At 60.4% G+C, this 22,363-nt stretch carries 20 protein-coding genes; 8 read left to right on the forward strand and 12 right to left on the reverse strand.

The annotated features are described in order from the left end of the window. Positions 1-232 precede the first annotated feature (232 nt). The 4 genes from tauA to pdxR all read left to right on the forward strand — a co-directional run bounded on the left by tauA (position 233) and on the right by pdxR (position 4,644). A complete protein-coding gene (gene tauA / locus PQR63_RS00995) occupies positions 233-1,279 on the forward strand; it encodes a taurine ABC transporter substrate-binding protein (protein WP_408165348.1) in 1,047 nt (348 codons plus the stop codon). A 31-nt stretch (positions 1,280-1,310) separates the two neighbouring features. After that, a complete protein-coding gene (locus tag PQR63_RS01000; RefSeq protein WP_408164844.1) occupies positions 1,311-2,096 on the forward strand; it encodes a taurine ABC transporter ATP-binding protein in 786 nt (261 codons plus the stop codon). Positions 2,097-2,164: 68 nt separating this feature from the next. Beyond that, positions 2,165-3,028, forward strand: coding sequence for an ABC transporter permease subunit (locus PQR63_RS01005; RefSeq protein ID WP_408164846.1), 864 nt, complete (start codon positions 2,165-2,167; stop codon positions 3,026-3,028). Between the two features lie 89 nt (positions 3,029-3,117). Continuing rightward, positions 3,118-4,644, forward strand: a complete 1,527-nt coding sequence (gene pdxR / locus PQR63_RS01010; RefSeq protein WP_408164847.1) for a MocR-like pyridoxine biosynthesis transcription factor PdxR — start codon at positions 3,118-3,120, stop codon at positions 4,642-4,644. A 26-nt stretch (positions 4,645-4,670) separates the two neighbouring features. On the opposite strand, the gene PQR63_RS01015 is transcribed toward pdxR, so the two are convergent. Both PQR63_RS01015 and PQR63_RS01020 read right to left on the reverse strand, forming a co-directional pair. Further along, positions 4,671-6,080: an NAD(P)/FAD-dependent oxidoreductase gene (locus PQR63_RS01015; protein ID WP_408164848.1), complete on the reverse strand. Its 1,410-nt coding sequence runs from the start codon at positions 6,078-6,080 to the stop codon at positions 4,671-4,673. A 38-nt stretch (positions 6,081-6,118) separates the two neighbouring features. Next, the gene (locus tag PQR63_RS01020) at positions 6,119-6,535 is read right to left on the reverse strand and encodes a nuclear transport factor 2 family protein (protein ID WP_408164849.1); all 417 of its coding nucleotides are present in this window, start codon (positions 6,533-6,535) and stop codon (positions 6,119-6,121) included. A gap of 339 nt (positions 6,536-6,874) precedes the next feature. Here PQR63_RS01020 and PQR63_RS01025 point away from each other — a divergent pair, with 339 nt between their 5' ends. Then, positions 6,875-7,150, forward strand: coding sequence for a DUF4148 domain-containing protein (locus PQR63_RS01025; RefSeq protein WP_408164850.1), 276 nt, complete (start codon positions 6,875-6,877; stop codon positions 7,148-7,150). Positions 7,151-7,370: 220 nt separating this feature from the next. Here the strand turns inward: PQR63_RS01025 and PQR63_RS01030 are convergent, their stop codons facing one another. The 3 genes from PQR63_RS01030 to PQR63_RS01040 form a co-directional block, all read right to left on the reverse strand. Continuing rightward, positions 7,371-9,605 carry an NADP-dependent isocitrate dehydrogenase gene (locus PQR63_RS01030; protein ID WP_408164853.1) on the reverse strand — a complete coding sequence of 745 codons (2,235 nt, stop codon included), beginning with the start codon at positions 9,603-9,605 and terminating at the stop codon, positions 7,371-7,373. Between the two features lie 391 nt (positions 9,606-9,996). Then, entirely contained in the window at positions 9,997-11,070 is a 1,074-nt protein-coding gene (locus PQR63_RS01035) for a helix-turn-helix domain-containing protein (RefSeq protein ID WP_408164855.1), read from the reverse strand. Positions 11,071-11,293: 223 nt separating this feature from the next. Continuing rightward, the gene (locus PQR63_RS01040) at positions 11,294-12,178 is read right to left on the reverse strand and encodes a LysR family transcriptional regulator (RefSeq protein ID WP_408164857.1); all 885 of its coding nucleotides are present in this window, start codon (positions 12,176-12,178) and stop codon (positions 11,294-11,296) included. A 221-nt stretch (positions 12,179-12,399) separates the two neighbouring features. On the opposite strand from PQR63_RS01040, the gene PQR63_RS01045 reads away from it, so the two are divergent. After that, positions 12,400-13,536, forward strand: coding sequence for an alkene reductase (locus tag PQR63_RS01045; protein ID WP_408164859.1), 1,137 nt, complete (start codon positions 12,400-12,402; stop codon positions 13,534-13,536). Between the two features lie 64 nt (positions 13,537-13,600). Then, entirely contained in the window at positions 13,601-14,458 is an 858-nt protein-coding gene (locus tag PQR63_RS01050; protein ID WP_408164860.1) for an aldo/keto reductase, read from the forward strand. Between the two features lie 77 nt (positions 14,459-14,535). On the opposite strand, the gene PQR63_RS01055 is transcribed toward PQR63_RS01050, so the two are convergent. Genes PQR63_RS01055 through speB form a run of 7 tightly spaced genes read right to left on the reverse strand, consistent with a single transcriptional unit; the run spans position 14,536 to position 21,315 of the window. Continuing rightward, on the reverse strand, positions 14,536-15,462 hold the full coding sequence (locus PQR63_RS01055) for a 2-hydroxyacid dehydrogenase (protein ID WP_408164861.1): 927 nt from the start codon (positions 15,460-15,462) through the stop codon (positions 14,536-14,538). A 32-nt stretch (positions 15,463-15,494) separates the two neighbouring features. Then, positions 15,495-16,262: a class II aldolase/adducin family protein gene (locus tag PQR63_RS01060; RefSeq protein WP_408164863.1), complete on the reverse strand. Its 768-nt coding sequence runs from the start codon at positions 16,260-16,262 to the stop codon at positions 15,495-15,497. 3 nt (positions 16,263-16,265) lie between these two features. Further along, positions 16,266-17,132 (reverse strand): ABC transporter substrate-binding protein, encoded by an 867-nt coding sequence (locus PQR63_RS01065; protein WP_408164865.1) that lies wholly within the window; start codon positions 17,130-17,132, stop codon positions 16,266-16,268. 30 nt (positions 17,133-17,162) lie between these two features. Further along, complete coding sequence (locus PQR63_RS01070) at positions 17,163-17,954, reverse strand: amino acid ABC transporter ATP-binding protein (RefSeq protein WP_408164867.1); 792 nt, start codon at positions 17,952-17,954, stop codon at positions 17,163-17,165. Beyond that, positions 17,951-18,862: an amino acid ABC transporter permease gene (locus tag PQR63_RS01075; protein ID WP_408164868.1), complete on the reverse strand. Its 912-nt coding sequence runs from the start codon at positions 18,860-18,862 to the stop codon at positions 17,951-17,953. Before PQR63_RS01075 ends, PQR63_RS01070 begins: the two co-directional genes overlap by 4 nt. Next, the gene (argH, locus tag PQR63_RS01080) at positions 18,859-20,310 is read right to left on the reverse strand and encodes an argininosuccinate lyase (protein ID WP_408164870.1); all 1,452 of its coding nucleotides are present in this window, start codon (positions 20,308-20,310) and stop codon (positions 18,859-18,861) included. Before argH ends, PQR63_RS01075 begins: the two co-directional genes overlap by 4 nt. A gap of 51 nt (positions 20,311-20,361) precedes the next feature. Continuing rightward, complete coding sequence (gene speB, locus PQR63_RS01085; protein ID WP_094565857.1) at positions 20,362-21,315, reverse strand: agmatinase; 954 nt, start codon at positions 21,313-21,315, stop codon at positions 20,362-20,364. A 140-nt stretch (positions 21,316-21,455) separates the two neighbouring features. Between speB and PQR63_RS01090 the strand changes: the two genes are divergently transcribed. After that, the gene (locus PQR63_RS01090) at positions 21,456-22,352 is read left to right on the forward strand and encodes a LysR family transcriptional regulator (RefSeq protein WP_408164873.1); all 897 of its coding nucleotides are present in this window, start codon (positions 21,456-21,458) and stop codon (positions 22,350-22,352) included. Positions 22,353-22,363 lie beyond the last annotated feature (11 nt).

A 22,363-nucleotide genomic window follows, 5' to 3' on the forward strand; every position in this document is an offset into this window, starting at 1 on the left:
ATGGCCGGAAGTGGCGACCGGCGAGTGCAGCGGTCGGGCTTTGTACACATCGATGCAGATGGCTCGACAAGCCGCACGCACGCGGCTGGTCCAATCGAAAGCTCGCCGTGGCACCATGGTCTGGCCCGGATTCTGCGTCACAGTAGATGTGTTGCGGCACGCCGTGTCGACAGCTTACTTAACATCACATCTCATCGAGGGGTATCACATGAAAGCATCCGCGTTGTATCGCATGATTGCCAGCATCAACAATGTGCAACTGAAGAAGTGGGTTCGGAAGTCTGCTCAATTGCTGGTTTCCGCCAGTCTGTTGACGGCCGCCGGCAGCACCTTCGCCGCCGACAAGGAAGTGACGATCGCCTTTCAGGACATGATGGTGCCGTGGCGTTACGCGCAGCAGCTTGACGAAGTCGCCAAGGAAACCGGCTACAAGGTCAGTTACCGCAAATTCGGTGGTGGTGGCGACGTCATCCGCGCCATGGCGTCGGGGAACGTGCAAATCGGTGAAGCCGGTTCCAGCCCGGTTGCTGCCGGTTTGAGCCAGGGCTTGCCGATTCAGCTGTTCTGGATTCTCGACAACATCAACGATGCCGAAGCCATGGTGGCGCGCAACGGTTCCGGCGTAACCAGCGTGGCACAACTCAAGGGCAAGCGCCTCGGTGTGCCGTTCGTCTCGACCAGCCATTTCCACGCGCTACTGGCAATCAAGAAAGCCGGCCTGTCGCCAAGCGACGTCAAAGTACTCAACATGCGTCCGCCTGAAATCGCGGCAGCCTGGGAGCGTGGCGACATCGATGCCGCCTTCGTCTGGAATCCGGTGTTGGCAAAAATCTCCGCCAGCGGCAAAGCCATCACCAGCTCCGGCAAGATCGCCGCCGACACCGGCATCGCGACCTTTGACGGCTTCGTGGTCAACAGCGAATGGGCGCAAGGCAATCAAGCTTTCATGATGAGCTTGGTCAAGATCCTCGCCAAGTACGACGCCATGTATCGTGCGCATCCTGAACAATGGACCGGTAGCACGCCGCAGGGTAAAGCAGTGGCGACCATCAGCGGTGGCGAGCCGGGCGAAGTGGCGGCAGCACTGGCCTTGTATCAGTTCCCGACACCGGCCGAACAGGCCTCGGTGAAATGGCTGTCCGGCGGCAAGAACGCAGGCGCAGTGAAATCGCTGCAGGCAACCGCCGATTTCCTGAAGGAACAAAAGACGCTGCAAAGCACCCTGCCTGACTACTCGGTGGGCGTGACCGACCAGTACGTCAAGGCGCTCGCCAAGTAAATCCAGACACGTTCATTCACGGAGACCGACCATGCTGGAAATCAACAATGTGTCCATCGAGTACGCCGCACGCAAAGGGCCTCCCAGCCTCGCGCTGGACAATGTATCGCTGTCGATTGCCGCGGGTGAGTTCGTGGTGGCGCTGGGCGCGTCGGGCTGTGGCAAAACCACGCTGCTCAACACCATCGCCGGCTTCATTCCCGCTACCCGCGGCGAGGTGCTGCTCAACGGCACCGCAGTCGAGGGACCTGGGTATGAGCGCGGCGTGGTGTTTCAAAAGCACGCGCTGATGCCGTGGATGAATGTGGTGGAAAACGTCGAGTTCGGACTGCGCCTGCGCAAAATGCCGCTGCATGAACGCCGCCGCATCGGACTCGAATGTCTGAACAAGGTCGGCCTGCTGTCGTCGGCCTATAAGCAGGTCTACGAATTGTCCGGCGGCATGCAGCAACGCGTCGGCGTGGCGCGTGCCATCGCGTCATCGCCGTCGGTAATGTTGCTTGACGAACCGCTGGGTGCGCTCGACGCCTTCACGCGCGAGTCGATTCAGGAGTTGCTGCTCAATCTGTGGGATGAGGCCAAAGGCGTGTTCTTCTTCATCACCCACGATGTCGAAGAGGCGTTGTTCCTCGCCACCCGGCTGATCATCATGGCGCCGCATCCGGGCCGCGTGGTGCATGAGATGGAGTTACCCTTCGCCCGCCGTTACCTGGAAACCCGCGACGCCCGCGGCACCAAAGCCAGCCCCGATTTCATCGCAGCGCGCGAACGCGTACTGACGCTGGTGCACGAAACTTCATCGGGAGGAATGCACTGATGTCTTCCGCATCTTCTACTTCTTCCTCTGCCACGTCCTCTATCGGCAGACCCAACGCGGAGCTGACCATGTCCATCGACACTACCGTCGTCAAGAAGGCCGCGCCTGCGCCACTGTCCAATGCGGCGCGCCGCAAACGCGCGCGCAGCTATGGTGCGCTCGGCCAGGGCAGCACCTGGGTCATCAGCAGCGTCACTGTCATCGCGCTGCTGGCGCTATGGTGGCTGGCGACGAGCATGCATTGGATCAAGCCGCTGTTTCTGCCGTCGCCGGCGGCAACGTTCAAAGCCTTCGTCAGTGCATTGCAGGGACAGACGCAAGGCGATACGCCGCTGGCTCAGCATGTGCTGATCAGCATCTCACGCGTGATGTCGGCGTTTTTGCTGGCGGTCGTGACCGCCGTGCCGGTCGGTATCGCCATGGGTACCTCGCGCATTGCACGCGGCATCGCTGATCCACTCATCGAGTTTTACCGGCCGCTGCCACCGCTGGCCTATCTGCCATTAATCGTGATCTGGCTCGGCATCGATGAAAGCGCCAAGATCACACTGATCTACCTGGCCTGCTTCGCACCGCTGGCGATGGCCTCCAAAGCCGGCGTGCGCTCGGTGGCGGTAGAGCAGATCAACGCCGCACGCTCGCTGGGCGCCAGCAACTGGCAGGTGATCCGGCTGGTGGTCTTGCCGGCGGCGCTGCCGGAAATTCTGACCGGCATGCGCATCGCCATCGGATTCGGCTGGACCACGCTGGTGGCGGCCGAGATGGTCGCGGCCACGGCCGGCATCGGCCAGATGGTGTTGAATGCTTCCAACTTCCTGCGCACCGATGTCGTGATCATGGGCATTGTCGTGATCGGTTTGCTGGCTTACGGCATCGACGTTCTCATGCGCAAGATGGAAGTCCGGCTGATTCCTTGGAAGGGCAAGATGTAAGCGGTCGCCGCTGCATCCAGATTGTTTCTATCGTTTCAATTGGCACGAAAGATGCTGGCACTGCCGGCATCTGGTTTTTGGAGAAGCACGTGCGCATCAGCGACGCTCATCAGGTCATGTGGCATCAGATTTTCCCCGAGCCGGATCGGCGCGGCACGACGTTGCAAAGCCAATTGCGCGTGTGCTTCGTCGATGCCGTGCTGGACGGCCGGCTGATGGCGGGCATGCGCCTGCCATCCAGCCGCGAGCTGGCCGACATGCTGTCGATTTCGCGCAATACCGTGGTGCTGGTCTACGAGAAGCTGGCCGAAGACGGCTATCTGGAAAACCGTCCACGCAACGGCTACTATGTCAGCGATCAGTATCTGCGCCAGGTGCGCGACGCCAGCGCGGCCAAACCCGTGATGCCAGAGCGCGACAGCCATCGCGTCGACTGGAATGCACGCATGAGCGCCCTGCCGGACGCGATGAAATGGCTGGACAAACCCAGCGACTGGCAACGCTATCGCTATCCTTTTCTCTACGGCCAGTTCGACCCCAGCCTGTTTCCGATTGCCGACTGGCGCGAATGCAGCCGCCAGGCGCTGGACGTCAGCGCTATCCGCGGCTGGGCCCCCGACGCCATCGACAACGACAACGCATCGCTGGTCGATCAACTGATCCGGCGCGTGTTGCCGCGACGCGGCATCGCCGCCAAGCGCGAAGAAGTCTTGCTGACCGTCGGTGCGCAACAGGCGCTATATCTGGTCGGCGAATTGCTGGTGCCGCCCGGCTCCACCGTTGCGGTGGAAGATCCCGGCTACATGGATGCCCGCAACATCTTCCTGCGGCGTGGCGCCAAACTGCAGGGTTTGGGCCTGGATCGCGACGGCGTGCTGCCCGATCCGGCCGTACTGGCATCGTCGCAGACCGTGTATTGCACGCCCAGCCATCAATGCCCGACCGGCATCACGCTCAATACCGAACGGCGGCTGGCTTTGCTAGCCTGGGCGCGCGAGCATGACGGCATTCTTATCGAAGACGACTACGACGCCGAGATGCAATACGTCGGTAAGCCTTCACCCGCCCTCAAGGCCATCGATCACGATCAGCGCGTGATCTACATCGGCAGCCTGTCAAAGACTTTGTCGCCCGGCTTGCGCATCGGCTACATCGTGGCGCCGGCGGAGGTGATCACGCAACTGCGCGTGCTGCGCCGTCTGATGATCCGCCATCCCGCCACCAACAACCAGCTGGCGGCGGCGTTGTTCATTTCGCACGGACATTACGATCGCTTTTTGCATGTCATGCGCGAGGAACTGGCCAAGCGCGCATCCGTTCTGATCGAGGCGGTGCGCCGCTATCTGCCGGAGATGCAGTTCGTCGCGCCGGACGGCGGCTCAGCGCTGTGGGGAACATTTGCGGAAGATGTCGATACGCGCTTGCTGCGCAAAGTGGCATCCGAACAGGGGATTCTGATCGAATCCGGCGAGGCGTTTTTCTTGTCACCGCAAGGGCAGTTCAATTGTGTGCGCCTGGGTTTTTCATCAATACCGGCAGAACGCATCGAGTCCGGCATCCGTGAACTGGCGATACTGGCCGCACCGATGCTGCGCAGGCGCATCCTGACAGCTTGAGCAGTCTGACAGGCTTCAAAAAATAATCAGAGAATTTCGTCGCGCAGCCAATACCAGCGATACAGCATGCTTTGTCCAAAACGGCGGAACGGTGCCGCCCATTCGCCCTGATCGGGAAACGGCAAGGGACTGTCGTAGATCGGCAAATCCATGCTCTTGTCGCGCAGGCCTGCGACGCGTTCGGCCATGCGCCGTCCCGCATGCGCGGAGAACGACACGCCGTTGCCACCGTAACCGAGTGCATAAAAAACCGATTGCTTCGGATCTGGCTGCACCACGCGCGGCATCATGTCATGGCTGACATCGACCCAGCCCCACCACGAATAATCGATCTGGATGCCGGCCAGCGCCGGGAATTTTCGCGCCAGACCCTCGACCAGTAAACGGTAGTGCGTCTCGCGGTCGGCTTCGGCCCCGGCGATGGCGCTGCGGCTACCGATCTGTACCCGGTTATCCGGCAGCAGGCGGTAGTAGAAGCGCAAGGTTCTCGTATCGGTGATGGCCTGATGCGTCAGAAAGTTGGTCGCCTTGAGCTCTTCTGACGTCAGCGGACGCGTGACGATGGAGTTCGACAGCACCGGGAACAATCGATTTTTCAGCAACGGCGTCAGCCCCGGAATACCATAAGCGCCGGTGGCAATGGCGACGGTGCGGGCACGTACGATGCCGCCCGGCGTGCGCAGATGATGCACGCCGTTTTTAGTCTCCCAGCCGATAACGGGGCTCGACGGATGCACCCGCGCGCCGAGTACGCGGGCTTTTTTCAGATAGCCGAAGGCTAGCTTGAGCGGATGCACGCAGATGCCTTCCGCTTCATGCATGGCGCCGGCCGCCTCCTGGTCGCCGCACCAGTCGCGCCGTACCTCATCGCTGCTGAGGATGCGCGTGTCGTAGCCGAATTGCTCGCGCATGATGCGCGCTTCGTTCTCCAGAAAAGCCATCTTCTTGGGACGATGCGCAATATAGAGATGTCCACCGGGCTGCGGATCGCAATCGATCTGCGCCACCAGATTCTTGAAAGTGTCGAAGCCGTAACGAATTTCTTCATCCAGGCGCAGCGCCGTCTTCAAACCCCAGCGCTCTATCCACTGCGACCGGTATAACCGGCCGCTGGCGTTTTGACCTTGCCCGCCGTTGCGGCTGGTGCAACCCCAGGCGACCTGATTGGCTTCCAGCACGGTGGCCCGGATGCCATGCTCCTGCGCCAGAAATAAAGCCGTCGCCAGCCCGGTGAAGCCGGAGCCGATGATCACCACATCGGCATCGACGTCGCCGCTGACGGGGCCGTCATGCTGCGGCGGCTCGCCTGCGGTCGCGACCCAATAGGTCGGTGCGTAGTCAGTATTGCGGCCGATGCTGGCGGACACCAGCGGATCGAAATGCTGGTCATAAGCTTGCGGCGGCACTTGGGCGAAAGCGGAATACGGGCTGTTCATGGCGAATCCTGTGAACCTGGCGGAAGAAGAAAAATCGATCAGACCACAGCGGGCAGACGCGGACGGTCTTTGCGAAACACGTTCTTTTCCAGAATCTTGCCGTCGCGGAAAGTGAACAGATCGACACCATCGGATTCCGAGCGCGTCCCGTCAGCGGCGGTACCGGTGAACGTCCATTCCGAAACCCCGCGTTCGCCGCTGACCCAATGGCGGCCGTTACGCCATTGCGCATCCGGGAAATTGGTCCAGGCCGCGGCAAAGGCTTTGCCGACGGCAGCGTGGCCAACATGGCGCGTGCCGCAGGCTTCCGGCCCGGCGGCGGTGAGGAAGACGCACTCCTCATGCATGAAACTCATCAGCGCCGGCAAGTCATGGCGGTTCCACGCGTCTGAAAACGCTTGCAGCATATCGACGCCAACGGCGTCGGAAGAAGGTGAGGATAAGGAATCTTGCATGAACAGCTCCTGGGCTGACTGGATTGAAAAAGCGGACGCATTGCGCGTCACGGCGATGGAGACAGCCTAAAGGAGCGCTGGATCTATCCATAGAGCCAGGAACATGTTTTGATCAGGCCAGCAAATCAGAAGAACGCTGACGGAACGCTGGCAAAAAGCTGACTTGAGTGTGACGAAATTGTCATGCGTTCGTCATGTTGGTGTTGAGCGGCGAGGCGCACACTGTGATTCACGATGGACGCAGCCCCCTTTTTAACGCTTTAACGCATCAATGCTTCCCTTTAGCCATGCCGTCTGCATGGCTGACTGCGGCCATCGTCTGATATTTGGAGAACTACCATGCGTAAATTTCACATCGCCCTCGCCGTCCTTACCTTGAGCACCGCTGCCAGCGCTTTTGCAGAAGCACCGTATCCAGTCGACAAGCCGTTCACATCGACCGTCTCGCGTGCGCAGGTCAAACAAGACCTGATCCAGGCAGAACATCAGGGCCTGCTGTCGGAAGGCGACAACTATCCTGTCGTGTCGCAAGCACCATCGTCGCTGAGCCGCAAGAACGTTCAACAGCAATTGCAGACTGCGCAGCACGGCGACACGCTCTATTCCGGCGCCTGATCCGGCGGCACGCGTGCCGCTGCATCGATAAGCATCTCAGCAACATTGCAAGGGACATACACGCCGGACGGGGGGAAGGCGTGGTGTTCGTGCAGAATGAAAAAAGGCAGACCAACGAATTGGTCTGCCTTTTTTGTTTTGCGGATCTGCCGGCTTGCGCAGATCCGTTTTGCTCTTTACTTCAAGCGGTACTTCAACTGCCTGCTTGAACGTTGCCTGATTACTTGACGCTGCTCAGTGCTGCATTGAAAGTCGCGCTAGGACGCATGACTTCGCTGACCTTCTTCGGATCGGCCATGAAATAGCCGCCGATGTCGACCGGCTTGCCTTGCACTGCCTTGAGTTCTGCAGTGATCTTGGCTTCGTTCTCTGTCAGTGTCTTGGCCAGCGGTGCGAACTTGGCTGCCAGTTCGGCGTCGTCCTTTTGTGCTGCCAGTTCTTGTGCCCAGTACATGGCCAGGTAGAAATGGCTGCCGCGATTGTCCAGCTCACCGGTCTTCGGCGATGGCGACTGATTGTTATCCAGCAGTTTGCCGGTGGCGTCATCCAGCGCTTTGGCCAGAACCTGTGCCTTCTTGTTGCCGGTCTTGATGCCCATGTCTTCCAGCGACACGGCCAACGCCAGGAATTCACCCAGCGAATCCCAGCGCAGATGGTTTTCTTCCACCAGTTGCTTGACGTGCTTCGGCGCCGAACCGCCTGCGCCTGTTTCGTACATGCCGCCACCAGCCATCAGCGGAACGATCGACAGCATCTTGGCGCTGGTGCCCAGTTCCATGATCGGGAACAAGTCGGTCAGGTAGTCGCGCAGGATGTTGCCGGTCACCGAGATGGTGTCCAGGCCGCGGATGACGCGTTCCAGCGTGTAACGCATGGCGCGCACTTGCGACATGATCTGGATGTCCAGGCCCTTGGTGTCGTGATCCTTCAGGTAAGTCTCAACCTTCTTGATCAGTTCTGCTTCGTGCGGACGGTACGGGTCGAGCCAGAATACTGCCGGCATGCCGGAGTTGCGTGCGCGGGTGACGGCCAGTTTGACCCAGTCGCGGATCGGCTCGTCCTTGACCTGGCACATGCGCCAGATGTCGCCTTGCTCGACGTTTTGTGTCAGCAGCACTTCGCCTGTCGCCAGGTCGACGATATTGGCGACGCCGTCTTCAGCGATTTCAAATGTCTTGTCGTGCGAACCGTATTCTTCCGCTTTTTGCGCCATCAGACCGACGTTAGGCACGGTACCCATGGTGGTCGGATCGAAGTTGCCGTTGGTTTTGCAGAAGTTGATGACTTCTTGGTAGATACGGGCAAAGGTGCTTTCCGGGATCACTGCCTTGGTGTCTTGCGGCTTGCCGTTGGCATCCCACATCTTGCCGCCGATACGGATCATGGCCGGCATCGATGCATCGACGATCACGTCGTTCGGTGCGTGCAGGTTGGAAATGCCCTTGGCCGAATCAACCATCGCCAGCGATGGACGATGTTCGTGACAGGCGTGCAGGTCACGGATGATTTCTTCTTTCTTCGACGACGGCAGTGTTTCGATTTTTTCGTACAGGTTGACCAGGCCGTTGTTGACGTTCACGCCCAGTTCGTCGAACAGCTTGCCATGCTTGGCAAACGCTTCCTTGTAGAAAATCTTGACGGCGTGGCCGAACACGATCGGGTGCGAGACCTTCATCATGGTTGCCTTGACGTGCAGCGACAGCATGACGCCGGTCTTGCGCGCATCTTCAAATTGCTCTTCGTAGAAATCGCACAGCGCCTTCTTGCTCATGAACATGCTGTCGATGATTTCGCCGGCCTTCAATGCAACCTTGGCCTTCAGGACGGTGGTCTTGCCGCTCTTGCCGATCAGTTCCATCTTGACGTCGCGTGCAGCGCCGATGGTCATGGACTTTTCGCCATGGTAGAAGTCGCCATGCGTCATGTGCGCAACGTGCGAGCGCGATGCCATGCTCCACTCGCCCATGCTGTGCGGGTGCTTGCGTGCGAAGCGCTTGATCGATGCCGGTGCGCGGCGATCGGAGTTACCTTCGCGCAGAACCGGGTTCACGGCGCTGCCGAGCACTTTGGAATAGCTCTTCAGGATTTCTTTTTCTTCGTCGGTCTTTGGATCTTCCGGCACATCAGGGATGGCGTAACCACGCGATTGCAGTTCACGCACGGCGGCTTGCAGCTGCGGCACCGAGGCGCTGATGTTCGGCAGCTTGATGATGTTGGCGCTTGGATCTTGTGTCAGCTTGCCCAGCGCGGCCAGATTGTCTGGAACACGTTGTTCAGGTGTCAGACGATCCGGGAATTCGGCCAGAATACGCGTCGCCACCGAGATATCGCTTTCCACGACATCGACGCCCACCGGTGCGGTGAAGGTTCGGATGATCGGCAGGAGGGAGTACGTCGCCAGCAGCGGCGCCTCGTCAGTAAGCGTATAGATGATGGTGGATTTATCTGTGGTCATGATGACGTCCTTGCTGTTGATGTGTCGGTTTTGCTTCTCTATGTGTTTATTCAGTGCAGCCGTTTGCCAAGGCCTGATTGTATTGGCGCTTCCTGTCGTCAATCTTCATTGCGCTGAAACAGTCTGAGGAGAGTGTTTCAAAGAAGAAATGTTGCCGTAAAAGAAAGTTAATTCCGCAAAACTCCGAGTCGCGGACGCTTTCTTTTCGGCGCACAACACAAAATCAGCCAGTAGTTTACATCGAAGCCGCCCTGAATGCCTTGAGAATTGGATTTTTGGCGTTGGCGAAGCCTTTTGCCGGAAAGCGACCGGCGCGGCAGCTTCGGCGATTTTGATGAAAAAATGGCAATTTTGCAGCGCAGACAAGACCTGCGAACGCTGCCGACGGCACTCAGTTTCTGAGTAGATCCACGCCCAGCGCCCGGAAATCCTGCGGCGCCATGCCGTAAGCCCGGCGAAATGCCCGCGTAAAGTCGGACGGGCTGCCGAATGACCAGCCGTAGGCGATTTCCATGATACTGACATGCGGCGCGGTGGCCAGTTCTTCCGCCGCTTCGCGCAGTCGCCGATTGCGGATGTAGGTGCCGATCCCGCCTTCATGCTCGAACATGCGGTACAAGGTCGGCCGTGGAATCGGGAAAGTCCGCAGGATCGCTTCCGTCGTCAGGTCGCCGTCGCGCAGGTTAAGCTCGATGAAATCCCGGATCTGATTGCGCGTCGCCGTTTGCACCGCCGCATGGGGACCTGTGCTGCGCCGCGTTTGCTTCTTGAAGGCTGCCAGGATCAGCCCCGCACACACGCGAATGGATTCCTCCGCCTGTTCCTGTGACATCGTCGGCAAGCCGGCACACAGGCTCGTCACACGGTCGAGAATAAGTCGCGTCAGCGGTGTCGTATACCCGACGACCTGGCCGTGCAAGGATTCGGCATCGGGGATTTCTTGCTCCACCAGCGCGCGCGGCAGGAAGAATGCCAGCACCCGCGAATAGGTCGGACGCACCATGTGCATGGGCTGTCCCATGTCGAGCGCAAGAATGCCCGGCACGAACTGCGACGATTTCCTCTCCTTGACGGTGCCGATGGCGGTTTCCATGATGCCTTCCACGGCAACATGGAAAACGTAATCACGCACGCTGTCGCGCGAGATGCGGGCATTGGTGCGGGCCTGCGACAGGGCGTCGGTACGACTGTCGAGGTAAATCATGTCGCTCAGGACATAGGTATCGATCTCGCCCCTGAAACCGAACTCGCGCTGAACGCGCGACACCGGGAAATCGAGAATGCGGCCGACATAGTCGCCCCAGGCCGGCGCCTGCAAGCCGCGGCTTTCGCCGGCTACGGTGAAATGCTGATGAATCACGCGCGGCATCGACGCCTGCAGTCCGGCATCGGGCAGAGGAAAGGCGTAGCGCTGCTGCTGGTTGGCGATAAGCCGACTCACGGCAGCGGAATAGCCTCTGCTCATGATCGGCAGATATGCAGATGAAACATGTCAGCAGCTAGGGCTGTTGCAGATTGCATGATGTCCTGAATAAATTGCTGGCTTCCCGGCATCGGAAAAATCAATGCCGAAAGGAAACTTCGAGAGATGCATTAACACCGGTTTAGTGTAAACAAGCAGCCCAGTGTGAGAAAGCCGGAACAGGGATGTTTTCCACGGGCAATTCACGGGGGTATGTCCTCCCCGCTCAGATGCGCAGATGCTGGCTCATGTGATCGATGAATACGCGCAGCTTGGGCGAGGCATAACGGCTCGCCGGCCACAGTATCCAGAACGTCACGGTGCGGTCGAGATAATCATCCAATACAGTCTGCAGCAAACCCTGATCAAGCGCATCGCGCACCAGGAAGGCAGGCAGAAAAGCGATACCTCGCCCCTGCAGCACCGAATACGCCAGCGGCTCGATGGTGTTGACGGTGATGGTTTCCGGCAGCACCAGCTCGGGATCGGTTTCTTCGCGGCGCAGAGGCCAGCGCTCCAGCTTGCCGGTGGCGGGAAAGCGATGCTGCAGGCAGGCGTGCCTGGTCAATTCGCTCGGATGGGTCGGCGTGCCGTGCTGTTTGAGATAGCCGGGCGTAGCCACCAGCACATGCGGGCAAGCACCCAGCCGGCGCGCCACCAGGCGCGAATCGGTCTGCTCGCCGGTGCGGATCACGATATCGAAGCCCTCTTCCACCACGTCCACCATGCGGTCCGACATGTCGATATCAAGATCGATGTCAGGATAGCGCGCCATGAAACTGTCGAAGATCGGCATCAGCAGATTGACCAGTTGCGGCGCCCCCACGCGCAAACGTCCGCGCGGACTGCCGGCAGCATCCGACAACTCGGCCTCGGCGGCGTCGACTTCGCTGAGGATGCGACGGCAGCGCTCCAGAAACAGCGCCCCTTCGGACGTCAGCGTGATACTGCGCGTGCTGCGATGGAACAACCGCACGCGCAACCGCTCTTCCATGCGCGCAATGCTCTTGCCTACCGCCGACGACGACACGCCGAGAATACGGCCTGCTTCGGTAAAGCTGCGCGTCTCCGCGACCTGCACAAACATTGAAATACCGTTGAGGCTGTCCATGATCCGGTTCCAAGGTGGAGTAAGTAACTAACACGTCCTGTTGGGGGATTTCCGTGAGGAAATCAAGCGAACGATTCAAGAACTATTGTCCGATATGTTGAGAAATCAGGGCTATTTTTCTTAAGTGATCGAGCGCCTATATTGCCTACACCGCACTTGCATTTGAAACCTGCACTGCGTCTTGCAGACAACAACCTATCGAATCCAACAGTGAGCAAACCATGTCCCAACTCTCTAAACTCCATACCGACGTCAACGTCGGCCCTTACGAAATCTCCCACCGCGTCGTGCTGGCGCCGCTGACCCGCATGCGTGCCGAAGCCGGCGCGATTCCCGGTGCGCTGATGGCCGAGTATTACGCACAACGCACCTCGCAGGGCGGCCTGCTGATCGGCGAAGCCACCATCGCCGCCGCCAACGGCAACGGTTACCTCGGCGCGCCGGGCCTGTATGACGACAGCCAGATCGCCGGCTGGAAGCTGGTCACCGACGCCGTCCACGCCAAGGGCGGCCGCATCTTCCTGCAGCTGTACCACGCCGGCCGTCAATCCAACAGCCAGCTGCAACCCGGCGGCGGCCAACCGGTCGCTCCCTCGGCGGTGGAACACGGCGGCGTCGCCTATACCGAAGCCGGCTGGGTTCCCAACACACCGGCGCGCGCACTGACGATTGCGGAAATCAGCGACCTCGTCGAGAGCTTTCGCACAGCCGCCGAACGCGGCGTGCAAGCCGGCTTCGACGGCGTGGAAATCCACGGCGCCAACGGCTACCTGTTCGACCAGTTTTTGCAAGACGGCAGCAACAAGCGTACCGACATCTACGGCGGCTCGTTTGAAAACCGCAGCCGCTTTCTGCTCGACGTCACGCGCGCACTGATCACAGTCTGGGGCAGCAAGCGTGTCGCCGTGCGCCTCGGCCCGAGCGGCACCTGGGGCGACATGTCCGACAGCAATCCGCAAGCCTTGTTTGCTTACGTCGCGCAGCAACTCTCCGCGCTCGACCTGGCCTACCTGCATCTGATCGAGCCGCGCGTGCTCGGCAACGTCGACGACGACAGCAAAGACCCGGCACCGGTCGCGGCCCAGCTCATGCGCAAACATTACAAAGGCCTCCTCATTGCGGCGGGCGGCTTCAAGGGCGATACGGCGGAAGCGATCCTGCAAGCGGGCGACGCCGATCTGGTTGCTTTCGGCCGCGACTTCATCGCCAATCCGGACCTGCCGGAGCGCCTGCGCAACGGCTGGGCCTTAAACCCGTATGATCGTCCTACTTTCTTCGGCGGCACCGACGTCGGCTATACCGATTATCCCTTCCACGTGAGTCACGAAGTCAACGCAGACACAGCACTGGCGGCATAAGTTGAGCAATGCAGCTATGCGAACGCACGCATAGCTGCTCTTTTTATTTTTCGGAGAATCTGACATGGCAGACGGCAACAACACTTTTCTGATCGACGGCACGACGCCGGTACAACGCCTCGGTTTCGGCGCCATGCGCATCACCGGCCCCGGCATCTGGGGCGAACCGGAAGACCGCGCCGAAGCGATCCGCACGCTGCGCCGTCTGCCGGATCTGGGTGTCAATTTCATCGACACCGCCGACTCGTATGGGCCGAACGTTTCCGAAGAACTGATCCGCACGGCGCTGCATCCCTACGGCGGCATTCTGGTCGCGACCAAGGCCGGACTGGTGCGCACCGGCCCCGACCATTGGGTGCCGCTGGGCCGCCCTGAATACCTGATCCAGCAGGCCCACACAAGCCTGCGCAGGCTGGGCGTGGAACAGATCGGCCTGTGGCAATTGCATCGCATCGATCCGCGCGTGCCGGCCGACGAACAGTTCGGCACGGTGCGGCAACTGATCGACGACGGCATAATCCGTCATGCGGGCCTGAGCGAAGTCACCGTGGCCGATATTGAAGCGGCATCGCGCCATTTCAAAGTCGCGACCGTACAAAACTGCTACAACCTAGCCGACCGCGCCAGCGAAGACGTCCTCGACTACTGCACGCAACACGGCATCGGCTTCATCCCCTGGTATCCCCTGGCGGGCGGCGACTTGCTGCAAAGCGCCTTGTCGTCAACGCTGGCGAAAGTCGCGGCAAGCCATGATGCAACGGTAGCGCAGATCGCGCTGGCCTGGCTGCTCAAGCGCAGCCCGGTAATGTTGCCGATTCCCGGCACGTCGAAAGTCAAACATTTGGAACAGAACGTCGCCGCTGCGCGCATCTGCCTGACCGAGCAAGAGTTCGCAGAACTCGATGCCTCCGGCCGGACGTAGGCCGGTGCACTGACGTCGATGCTCGCCGTGAACAATATGTCCGCGCGGTGTGCCAAACCTGCCTTGGCTTAGCAGATTCAGTAACCGCTGCTGCGATCCACCAGATTGCGCAGCGGTTCGCCGTGTTGCAGGCGGCGGATGTTTTCTTCGATCTGATCGAGCACGCTGTCGTAGCTGGCAGCAGCGGCGATGTGCGGCGTGACGATGACGTTGGGCATAGACCAGAACGGACTGTCCACCGATAGCGGTTCTTTTTCAAATACGTCGAGAATGGCGCCGCGCAGATGACCATTCTCAAGCATGGCTTGTACCTCGACCGATACCAGATGGCCGCCGCGGCCAACGTGGATCAGGGCGGCGCCGGCAGGTAATGCCGACAGCGTGGCGCGATTGAGGATGCCTTGCGTTTGTGCCGTCAGCGGCAACAGACAGACGAGGATATCGGTGCCGCTGAGGAAATCATCAAATTGATTTTCGCCATAAAAACTCTCCATGCCCTCTACTGTCTTTTCCTGACGCGACCAGCCGCGCACCTTGAATCCCATCCGCAGCAATTCACCGGCAACATGCGCGCCGAGTTGCCCCACGCCCATGATGCCGACCGTACAGGATGACGCCGCAGCAGGCGCAGTGCGATGCCAGATCTTGTTGCGCTGATTGGCGAGGGCGCGGTCCAGATCGCGGTGGTAGTACAGCACGCCCCAGGTGATGAATTCCGTCATGGCGACGGTGAGGTCAGGCGCGACCACGCGGCACAGGGGAAGCGCCGGCAAGTGTGGGTCACACAGAATGTTGTCCACACCGGCTGCGATTGCATGGATCAGGCGCAGCCGTGGATACGCCGCCAGTGCGCCGGGTGGCGGCGACCAACAGACGGCGACTTCAGCCTCTTCTGCACCGGCGTCGCCGGGCTGCAAGACCTCGATGTTGCCGGTACGCTCGCGTGCCAGCACCGCAATTTTAGGGATGTCGGAGCTGACGCCGAGAAAGACAAGCTTGGTCATGGCAAAAGGATCAGTGGAAATTCAGCAGAAACTCATTGACGATAATCAGGCTGATCGTTTTCGATCAGGCGCAATGCCGCCTGCCATGCGAGATCCATGATGCCGCTCGCGTTGTCGCCGGCGAACTGTTGCGCCGTGCGCAGGCGCACCGCTTCCGGCGGTAAACGCAAAGTCTGCCCACCCGATAGCGCGGCCACCTGTGCCTGGCAAGCACGTTCGAGGAAATAGATTTCGTGGAAGGCTTCGGCCGCCGTTGAACCCGCCGCCAGCAAACCGTGATTGCGCAGGATCATCGCCTTGTTGTTGCCGAGGTTGGCGACCAGACGCTCGCGCTCGGCCAGGTCGAGAGCGATGCCTTCGTAGTCGTGATAGCCGAGCTTGCCGTAGAACTTCATCGCATGCTGGCTGATCGGCAGCAAGCCCTGCTCCTGCGCTGCCACGGCGATCCCGGCCGAGGTATGCGTATGGATCACGAAATGCAGATCGGGCCGCGCATGATGGACCGCCGAATGGATCGTGAAACCGGCAGCGTTGACGCGCTGCCCGGCAGGCGCGCCGTTGCCGGTCTTGAGTTCGCGTCCGGCATGGTCGACCTTGACCAGATCGGAAGCGCGCATCTCATGAAACAGCACGCCGTAGCGATTGATCAGGAACTGATCTTCATGCCCAGGCAACCGCGCCGAGATGTGCGTATCGATCATGTCGGTCATGCGGAAATACGCCGCCAATCGGTACAGCGCCGCCAGCTCGCAGCGCGTGTTCCATTCCGCGCTGTCGGTAACGTCGGCAACATCGGTCATGGCTTATTTTCCCTGATTCACGGCAACCGGCATGCTCGACGATTGCAGCTTGTACTTCGCCAGCAGCTTGTCATAGGTGCCGTTGCGTTGCAGGTTTTGCAGTGCGCCCAGCACGGCGGCACGCAGCACCGGTTCGGTCTTGGAGACCGGGATGCCGGTTTCCTGCTGGAACAGCGGCTGGCCGAGCAGCACGTAAGTGTTGGCTTCCATGGTCTGGAAGTACGGCAGGGTCTCGCTGCCCTGCACGGCAACGTCGATACGGCCGGTCTTCAATTGCGTGCGCGCATCCACCGAACCTTCGGTGCCGATCACGGTGATGGCCGGCTTGCCCTTGGCGACGCAATTATCGGTGCTCCAGGCAGCGATCTGAACCGGCCAGTTGGTGTTGCGGCTGGCGCCGACCTTGGTGCCGCAGACATCAGCGATACCCTTGATCTTGGCGGCGTTGGCTTGCAGCGTGAAGAACTGCGGGCCGGTCTTCATGTAGTCGATGAAGTCGGCGACCTTCTGGCGTTCTGCCGTGTCGCTGATGGCAACCATGGCGATATCGACGCGGCCGGTGGCCAGCGAGCTGAAGACCTGGGCGAAGGCGGTTTCCTGATACTCGACCTTGAGGCCGAGTTCCTTGGCAATGGCTTCGCCGAGTTCGATGTCGAGGCCCATCAGCTGGCCGGTCTCCGGATTCTTGTAGGCGATCGGCGGATAGTTGGCTTGTGTCGCGATGACCAGTTTGCCGGCTTTCTTGATGCGCTCCGGCAGAGGCAGATCAGCGGCATGTGCCGACAATGCGCCCATTGCGGTGATGGCGGTGACGGCCAGCGCAATACTGCGCAAGCTCATGTTGGTCAGAAGTCGGTTAAATAGTTGCACTTGATTCCCCTTAAAAATAGTAGTTCAAGATCAGCTCAAAATCGCTGCAATAAATTCCTTGGTGCGCGCGTGCTGCGGATGCGTCAGGACTTCAGCCGGCGTGCCGCACTCCAGCACCTGCCCCTGATCCATGAAAACCACGCGGTCCGATACCTCGCGGGCAAACCCGAGCTCGTGCGTGACCACGATCATGGTCATGCCGGACAGCGCCAGATCCTTCATCACGCCCAGCACTTCGCCGACCAGTTCCGGATCGAGCGCCGACGTCGGTTCATCGAACAGCATCAGCTTGGGCCGCATCGCCAGTGCGCGCGCAATCGCCACACGCTGTTGCTGGCCGCCCGACAATTCGCCTGGATACGCGCCGGACTTGCCGGCCAGGCCGACGCGTTCGAGCAAGGCTTCGGCTTCGTCGCGCACCTCGGCGCGCTTGCGCTGCTGCACCACGACCGGGCCTTCCATGATGTTTTGCAAGGCGGTCATGTGGCCGAACAGATTGAAGCGCTGAAACACCATGCCGCTGGCCAGCCGCTGACGCGCGATCTCGCTGTCGCTGAGTTCGCGCAGTTCGTTGCCCTTGCGGCGATAGCCGCACAGTTCACCGCCGAGCCAGATCGCGCCGCCGTCAGTGCGCTCCAGTTGGTTGATACAGCGCAGGAAGGTGCTTTTGCCGGAACCGGACGGCCCGACGATGCACATCACTTCGCCGCTCGCGACTTCCATCGAAATGCCCTTGAGGGCGTGATAGCTGCCGTAATATTTTTGGACATCATGCGCGACCACCATCGGCATGGCCGCTTGCGCTTGCGGGACGGCGCTCATGGTTGCGCTCCTTCGATGATGGCGACGGGCGTCGCTTTCAGTTTTACTGTCTTGACCGCTTTGCGCTGATTGCGTGCGAAGGCCTTTTCCAGAAAATGCTGGCCGATGGAAAACACCGTCACCACTGCCAGATACCAGATGGTCGCCACAATCAGCAGCTCGATCACGCGCGCATTGGCGAAATAGATGGTCTGGGCGTTGTGCAGGATTTCCGAAAACTGGATCACGCTGGCGACCGAAGTCAGCTTGACCATGCTGATGACTTCGTTGCCGATAGGCGGAATGATCACGCGCATCGATTGCGGCAGAATGATCCGGCGCAGCGCGGTCAGGCGCGTCATGCCGATGGCTTTGGCGGCCTCGGTCTGGCCGTTGTCGACCGACAGGATGCCACCGCGCACCACTTCGGCGGTGTAGGCGCCCTGCCCGATGCCCAGGCCCAGCAGACTGGCGATGAAGGGCGTGATCAGATCCACCGTGCGCGCTTCAAACACGCCGGGGATGCCCATCATCGGAAACACCAGCGCCAGGTTGAACCACAGCAGCATCTGCAGCAGCAGCGGCGTGCCGCGGAAGAACCAGATATAGAAACCGGCGATGGCCTTGAGCATGGGGTTGGGCGACATCACCATCACGGCGAAGATCACACCCAGCACGATGCCGATGGTCATCGCATAGATAGTCATCAGGATGGTGTTGAGCAAGCCGTGCATGATGACCTTGGCGGTCATGAACTGCGCGACGATTTTCCACTCGATCTGGCCATGCGCGAAGGCGTTGATGATGAAGGCGAACACCAGCAGAATCAATGCCGCCGACAACCAGCGTCCGTAGAAACGGCGCGGCACGATCTTCAGGTGATCGATGGCGAATGGAGAAGACGACGGGGAAGAAGATTGCGTAGTCATGCCGCACCCGCATTGAACGAACCGGAAGAAGCCGTCGGCCCGGCTTCATTGCCACACCACACGCGCTGGCCGGCGACGGTTTTTTGCAGCCGCTGCAATTGTGCGGCGACCTGTGCCGGCGCGGTGCCACCATAGCCGCTGCGTGCATTGACCGCCGCTTCGGGCGTAAGCACGCTACGCACTTCGGGCAACAGAAAGGGACTGATTGCCGTCATTTCGGCGTCGCTCAGTTCGTGCAATTCCACTTGCTTGTCTTCACACAGTTTGACCATGGCACCGGTGATTTCATGCGCAGCGGAAAACGGTACGCCACGACGCGCCAGCCAGTCGGCTACTTCGGTCGCCAGCGTAAATCCCTGTGTGGCGTCGCGACGCAGCTTCGCGGTATTGACGCGCATGGTGCGGATCATGCCCGCCATCGCGGGCAAGACCTTGTGCAGCACATCGACCGCTTCAAAGGCGGCGAACTTGTCTTCCGCCAGATCGCGGTTATAGGAAAACGGCAAACCCTTGAGCGCCACCAGCATGGTGGTCAGCATGCCGATCAGGCGTGCGGCGCGGCCGCGCGTGAGTTCGGCGATGTCGGGGTTTTTCTTCTGCGGCATGATCGAGCTGCCGGTGGAAAAGCTGTCGTCCAGAGCTATCCACTGAAACTGGCGCGATGCCCACAGCGTGATTTCTTCCGACAAGCGCGACAAATGCACGCCGAGCATGGACGCCACAAACAAAAATTCAGCCACGTGATCACGGCTGCCGACGGCGTCGATGGAGTTTTCGCACGGCGCGTCGTAACCAAGATCGACGGCCGACAACTCCGCCTGCAAGGCGATCGCCGAACCGGCCATGGCGGCCGCGCCCAATGGAGAGCGCGCGCTGCGGCGATCCCAGTCCATGAAGCGCGACATGTCACGGCTGAAAGTCTGGGCATGCGCCAGCAACTGATGCGCAAACACGATAGGCTGCGCCGCCTGCAAATGCGTGAAGCCCGGCGCCAGCGTTTGCAGATGCTGGCCGGCTTGTCCCATCAGCGCATCCTGCAAGTCGAGCAGCAGGTCACCGATGGCGCGGCTCTCGGCGCGCAGGTACAGCTTGAGATTGTTGGCCGCCTGGTCATTGCGCGAGCGTCCCGCGCGCAACTTGGCGCCGGTGTCGCCAAGGGCGGCGACGAGGATGCGTTCCATGAAGGTGTGCACGTCTTCATCGGCGGGCGACGGCGTGATCTCGCCGCGCGCGAAGGCGGCGTCGAGTTCGCCGAGCTTGCCGACGATGGCATTGCATTCGTCCTCGGTCAGCAGTTTGGCGCGCAGCAACTCGCGCGCATGCGCCTGCGACGACACGATGTCGAAATGCGTCAGCCGGAAATGCGCCATGCCTCCACGCGACAGGTTCATCAGGGCCTCATCAGGGGCGGAGCGGAAACGCGCGCCCCACAACCGGGTTTCACTCATGGAATGCCATCCTTCGATTTCGTTTTAACAAGACTGAACCGGCACAGCGCACTAAGCGCGGTACTTCACACCGGGAAACACACACAACATTTCATACGCCAGATTCGCTGCCACCAGCGCCGTGGTGCCGGCCTGGTCGTACGGCGGCGACACTTCGACGATATCGGCGGAAGCAATATTCAGGCCTTTGGCGCCACGGATGATCTCCATGCCTTGCTGCACGGTCAGGCCGCCGATTTCCGGCGTGCCGGTGCCGGGAGCAAACGCAGGGTCGAGGCCGTCGATGTCAAACGTCAGATAGACCGGGCCGTCGCCCATCTGCGCGCGCACTTCTGCCATCAACGGCGCGAGCGACTTGTTCCAGCATTCTTCAGCCTGCACCACACGAAAACCCTGAGCCCGGCACCAGTCGAAGTCGTCGGCGTGATAGCCGGTGCCGCGCAGGCCGATCTGCACCACGCGCTGCGGATCCAGCAGGCCTTCTTCAAACGCGCGGCGAAATGGTGTGCCGTGGGCAATTTTTTCGCCGTTCATGGTGTCGTTGACGTCGGCATGCGCATCCACGTGAATCAGCCCGACCTTGCCGTATTGCTTATGGATGGATCGCAGGATGGGCAGCGTCATGGTGTGGTCGCCGCCCATGCTGATGGTTTTGCAACCGGTGGCATAGATGCGGTCGTAGGCTTCCTCGATCATGCGCACCGAGTCGAGCAGGCTGTAGGGATTGAGTGCAACGTCGCCGATGTCGGCGACCTTGAGCGAATCGAAAGGCGCGGCGCGCGTAGCCATGTTGTAGGGGCGCAGCAGCACCGATTCAGTGCGGATCTGGCGCGGACCGAAGCGTGTGCCGGAACGATTGGAGGTGCCGATATCCAGCGGCACGCCGACGAATCCGACGTCGAGACCGGCTGGATTTTCGATATACGGCAGCCGCATCATGGTGGCAATCCCCCCAAAACGGGGCATCACATTGCCGCCCATGGGCTGATACAGTGCATGTTCCATCGATACGCGTCCTTGTAAAGGGAAGTGGTTTTACCCATTGTAGCGACGGAGTTTGGAAACAAATATGCGTATCTCGCGACGTTTGCATCGATCCGGATCGATGTATAGACTGAGGTCTTTCCCTTGCCGGAACGTGCACCATGCTCAACAACGTATTCGATCTGGATATTCGCCTGATCCGGGTCTTCCTGACGGTAGTCGACGCCCACGGCGTGTCGGCTGCGCAATCCAAGCTCAATGTCGGCCAGTCCACCATCAGCGCGCAACTGAGCGCGCTGGAGACGCGACTCGGCTACCGCCTGTGCGAACGCGGTCGCGCAGGTTTTCGCCTGACCGCAAAAGGCGAAAAATTTGCCGACTCGGCGCGCCGCATGATCGAAGCGCTGACCGAGTTCGGCATGGAAGCGCGCAACCTCGACAAGAAACTGGTCGGGCGGCTCAGCATCGGCCTGATCGGCCACACGCCCACGCATCAGAACACGCGCCTGTCCGAAGTGATACGCCGCTTTCGTCAGCGCGACGAAGCAGTGCGGCTCGATATCGTGGTGCGCACGCCGAGCGAACTGGAGGAGATGCTGATCAACGGCAGTATCCAGGTGGCGATCGGCTATTTCTGGCGGCGCGTGACAGCGCTGCAATACACGCAACTGATGCTGGAGCGCCAGGTCGCCTATTGCGCCCCGCCGCATCCGCTGTTTTACAAGGAAGAAGAAATCGACCCGGAAGAAGCCGCCGGCTACGCCTGGGCCTGGCGCGACTATCCGGTGCCGCCCGGCCATGTGCCGATCCACCGCCGCAACATCATGGCCATGACCGGCAACATGGAAGCGATGTCGATCCTGATCCTGTCAGGCCAGCATCTCGGTTATCTGCCGGAAGAAATGGGCCGCGAACACGTCGCCCGCGGCGCCATGAAAGCGCTTAACCGTACGGAGCTGTCATACGAAGTCGGCATCAGCGTGGTGACCAATCGCGCCAATGCGAATGAGCCTATCGTGGCGGCGTTTCTGGAAGACCTGAAGTCGGTGCAGTTGTAGTCTGCTTCGTA

The sequence above is a fragment of the Herbaspirillum rhizosphaerae genome, assembly GCF_046025915.1.
Taxonomy (GTDB): domain Bacteria; phylum Pseudomonadota; class Gammaproteobacteria; order Burkholderiales; family Burkholderiaceae_D; genus Herbaspirillum; species Herbaspirillum rhizosphaerae_A.

Excerpts from the sequence above, each read along its gene's own strand:
- tauA (WP_408165348.1), top strand. The coding sequence starts at position 233 with ATGATTGCCAGCATCAACAATGTGCAACTGAAGAAGTGGGTTCGGAAG.
- PQR63_RS01000 (WP_408164844.1), top strand. The coding sequence starts at position 1,311 with ATGCTGGAAATCAACAATGTGTCCATCGAGTACGCCGCACGCAAAGGG.
- PQR63_RS01005 (WP_408164846.1), top strand. The coding sequence starts at position 2,165 with ATGTCCATCGACACTACCGTCGTCAAGAAGGCCGCGCCTGCGCCACTG.
- PQR63_RS01015 (WP_408164848.1), bottom strand. The coding sequence starts at position 6,080 with ATGAACAGCCCGTATTCCGCTTTCGCCCAAGTGCCGCCGCAAGCTTAT.
- PQR63_RS01020 (WP_408164849.1), bottom strand. The coding sequence starts at position 6,535 with ATGCAAGATTCCTTATCCTCACCTTCTTCCGACGCCGTTGGCGTCGAT.
- PQR63_RS01025 (WP_408164850.1), top strand. The coding sequence starts at position 6,875 with ATGCGTAAATTTCACATCGCCCTCGCCGTCCTTACCTTGAGCACCGCT.
- PQR63_RS01030 (WP_408164853.1), bottom strand. The coding sequence starts at position 9,605 with ATGACCACAGATAAATCCACCATCATCTATACGCTTACTGACGAGGCG.
- PQR63_RS01035 (WP_408164855.1), bottom strand. The coding sequence starts at position 11,070 with ATGAGCAGAGGCTATTCCGCTGCCGTGAGTCGGCTTATCGCCAACCAG.
- PQR63_RS01040 (WP_408164857.1), bottom strand. The coding sequence starts at position 12,178 with ATGGACAGCCTCAACGGTATTTCAATGTTTGTGCAGGTCGCGGAGACG.
- PQR63_RS01045 (WP_408164859.1), top strand. The coding sequence starts at position 12,400 with ATGTCCCAACTCTCTAAACTCCATACCGACGTCAACGTCGGCCCTTAC.
- PQR63_RS01050 (WP_408164860.1), top strand. The coding sequence starts at position 13,601 with ATGGCAGACGGCAACAACACTTTTCTGATCGACGGCACGACGCCGGTA.
- PQR63_RS01055 (WP_408164861.1), bottom strand. The coding sequence starts at position 15,462 with ATGACCAAGCTTGTCTTTCTCGGCGTCAGCTCCGACATCCCTAAAATT.
- PQR63_RS01060 (WP_408164863.1), bottom strand. The coding sequence starts at position 16,262 with ATGACCGATGTTGCCGACGTTACCGACAGCGCGGAATGGAACACGCGC.
- PQR63_RS01070 (WP_408164867.1), bottom strand. The coding sequence starts at position 17,954 with ATGAGCGCCGTCCCGCAAGCGCAAGCGGCCATGCCGATGGTGGTCGCG.
- PQR63_RS01075 (WP_408164868.1), bottom strand. The coding sequence starts at position 18,862 with ATGACTACGCAATCTTCTTCCCCGTCGTCTTCTCCATTCGCCATCGAT.
- argH (WP_408164870.1), bottom strand. The coding sequence starts at position 20,310 with ATGAGTGAAACCCGGTTGTGGGGCGCGCGTTTCCGCTCCGCCCCTGAT.
- speB (WP_094565857.1), bottom strand. The coding sequence starts at position 21,315 with ATGGAACATGCACTGTATCAGCCCATGGGCGGCAATGTGATGCCCCGT.
- PQR63_RS01090 (WP_408164873.1), top strand. The coding sequence starts at position 21,456 with ATGCTCAACAACGTATTCGATCTGGATATTCGCCTGATCCGGGTCTTC.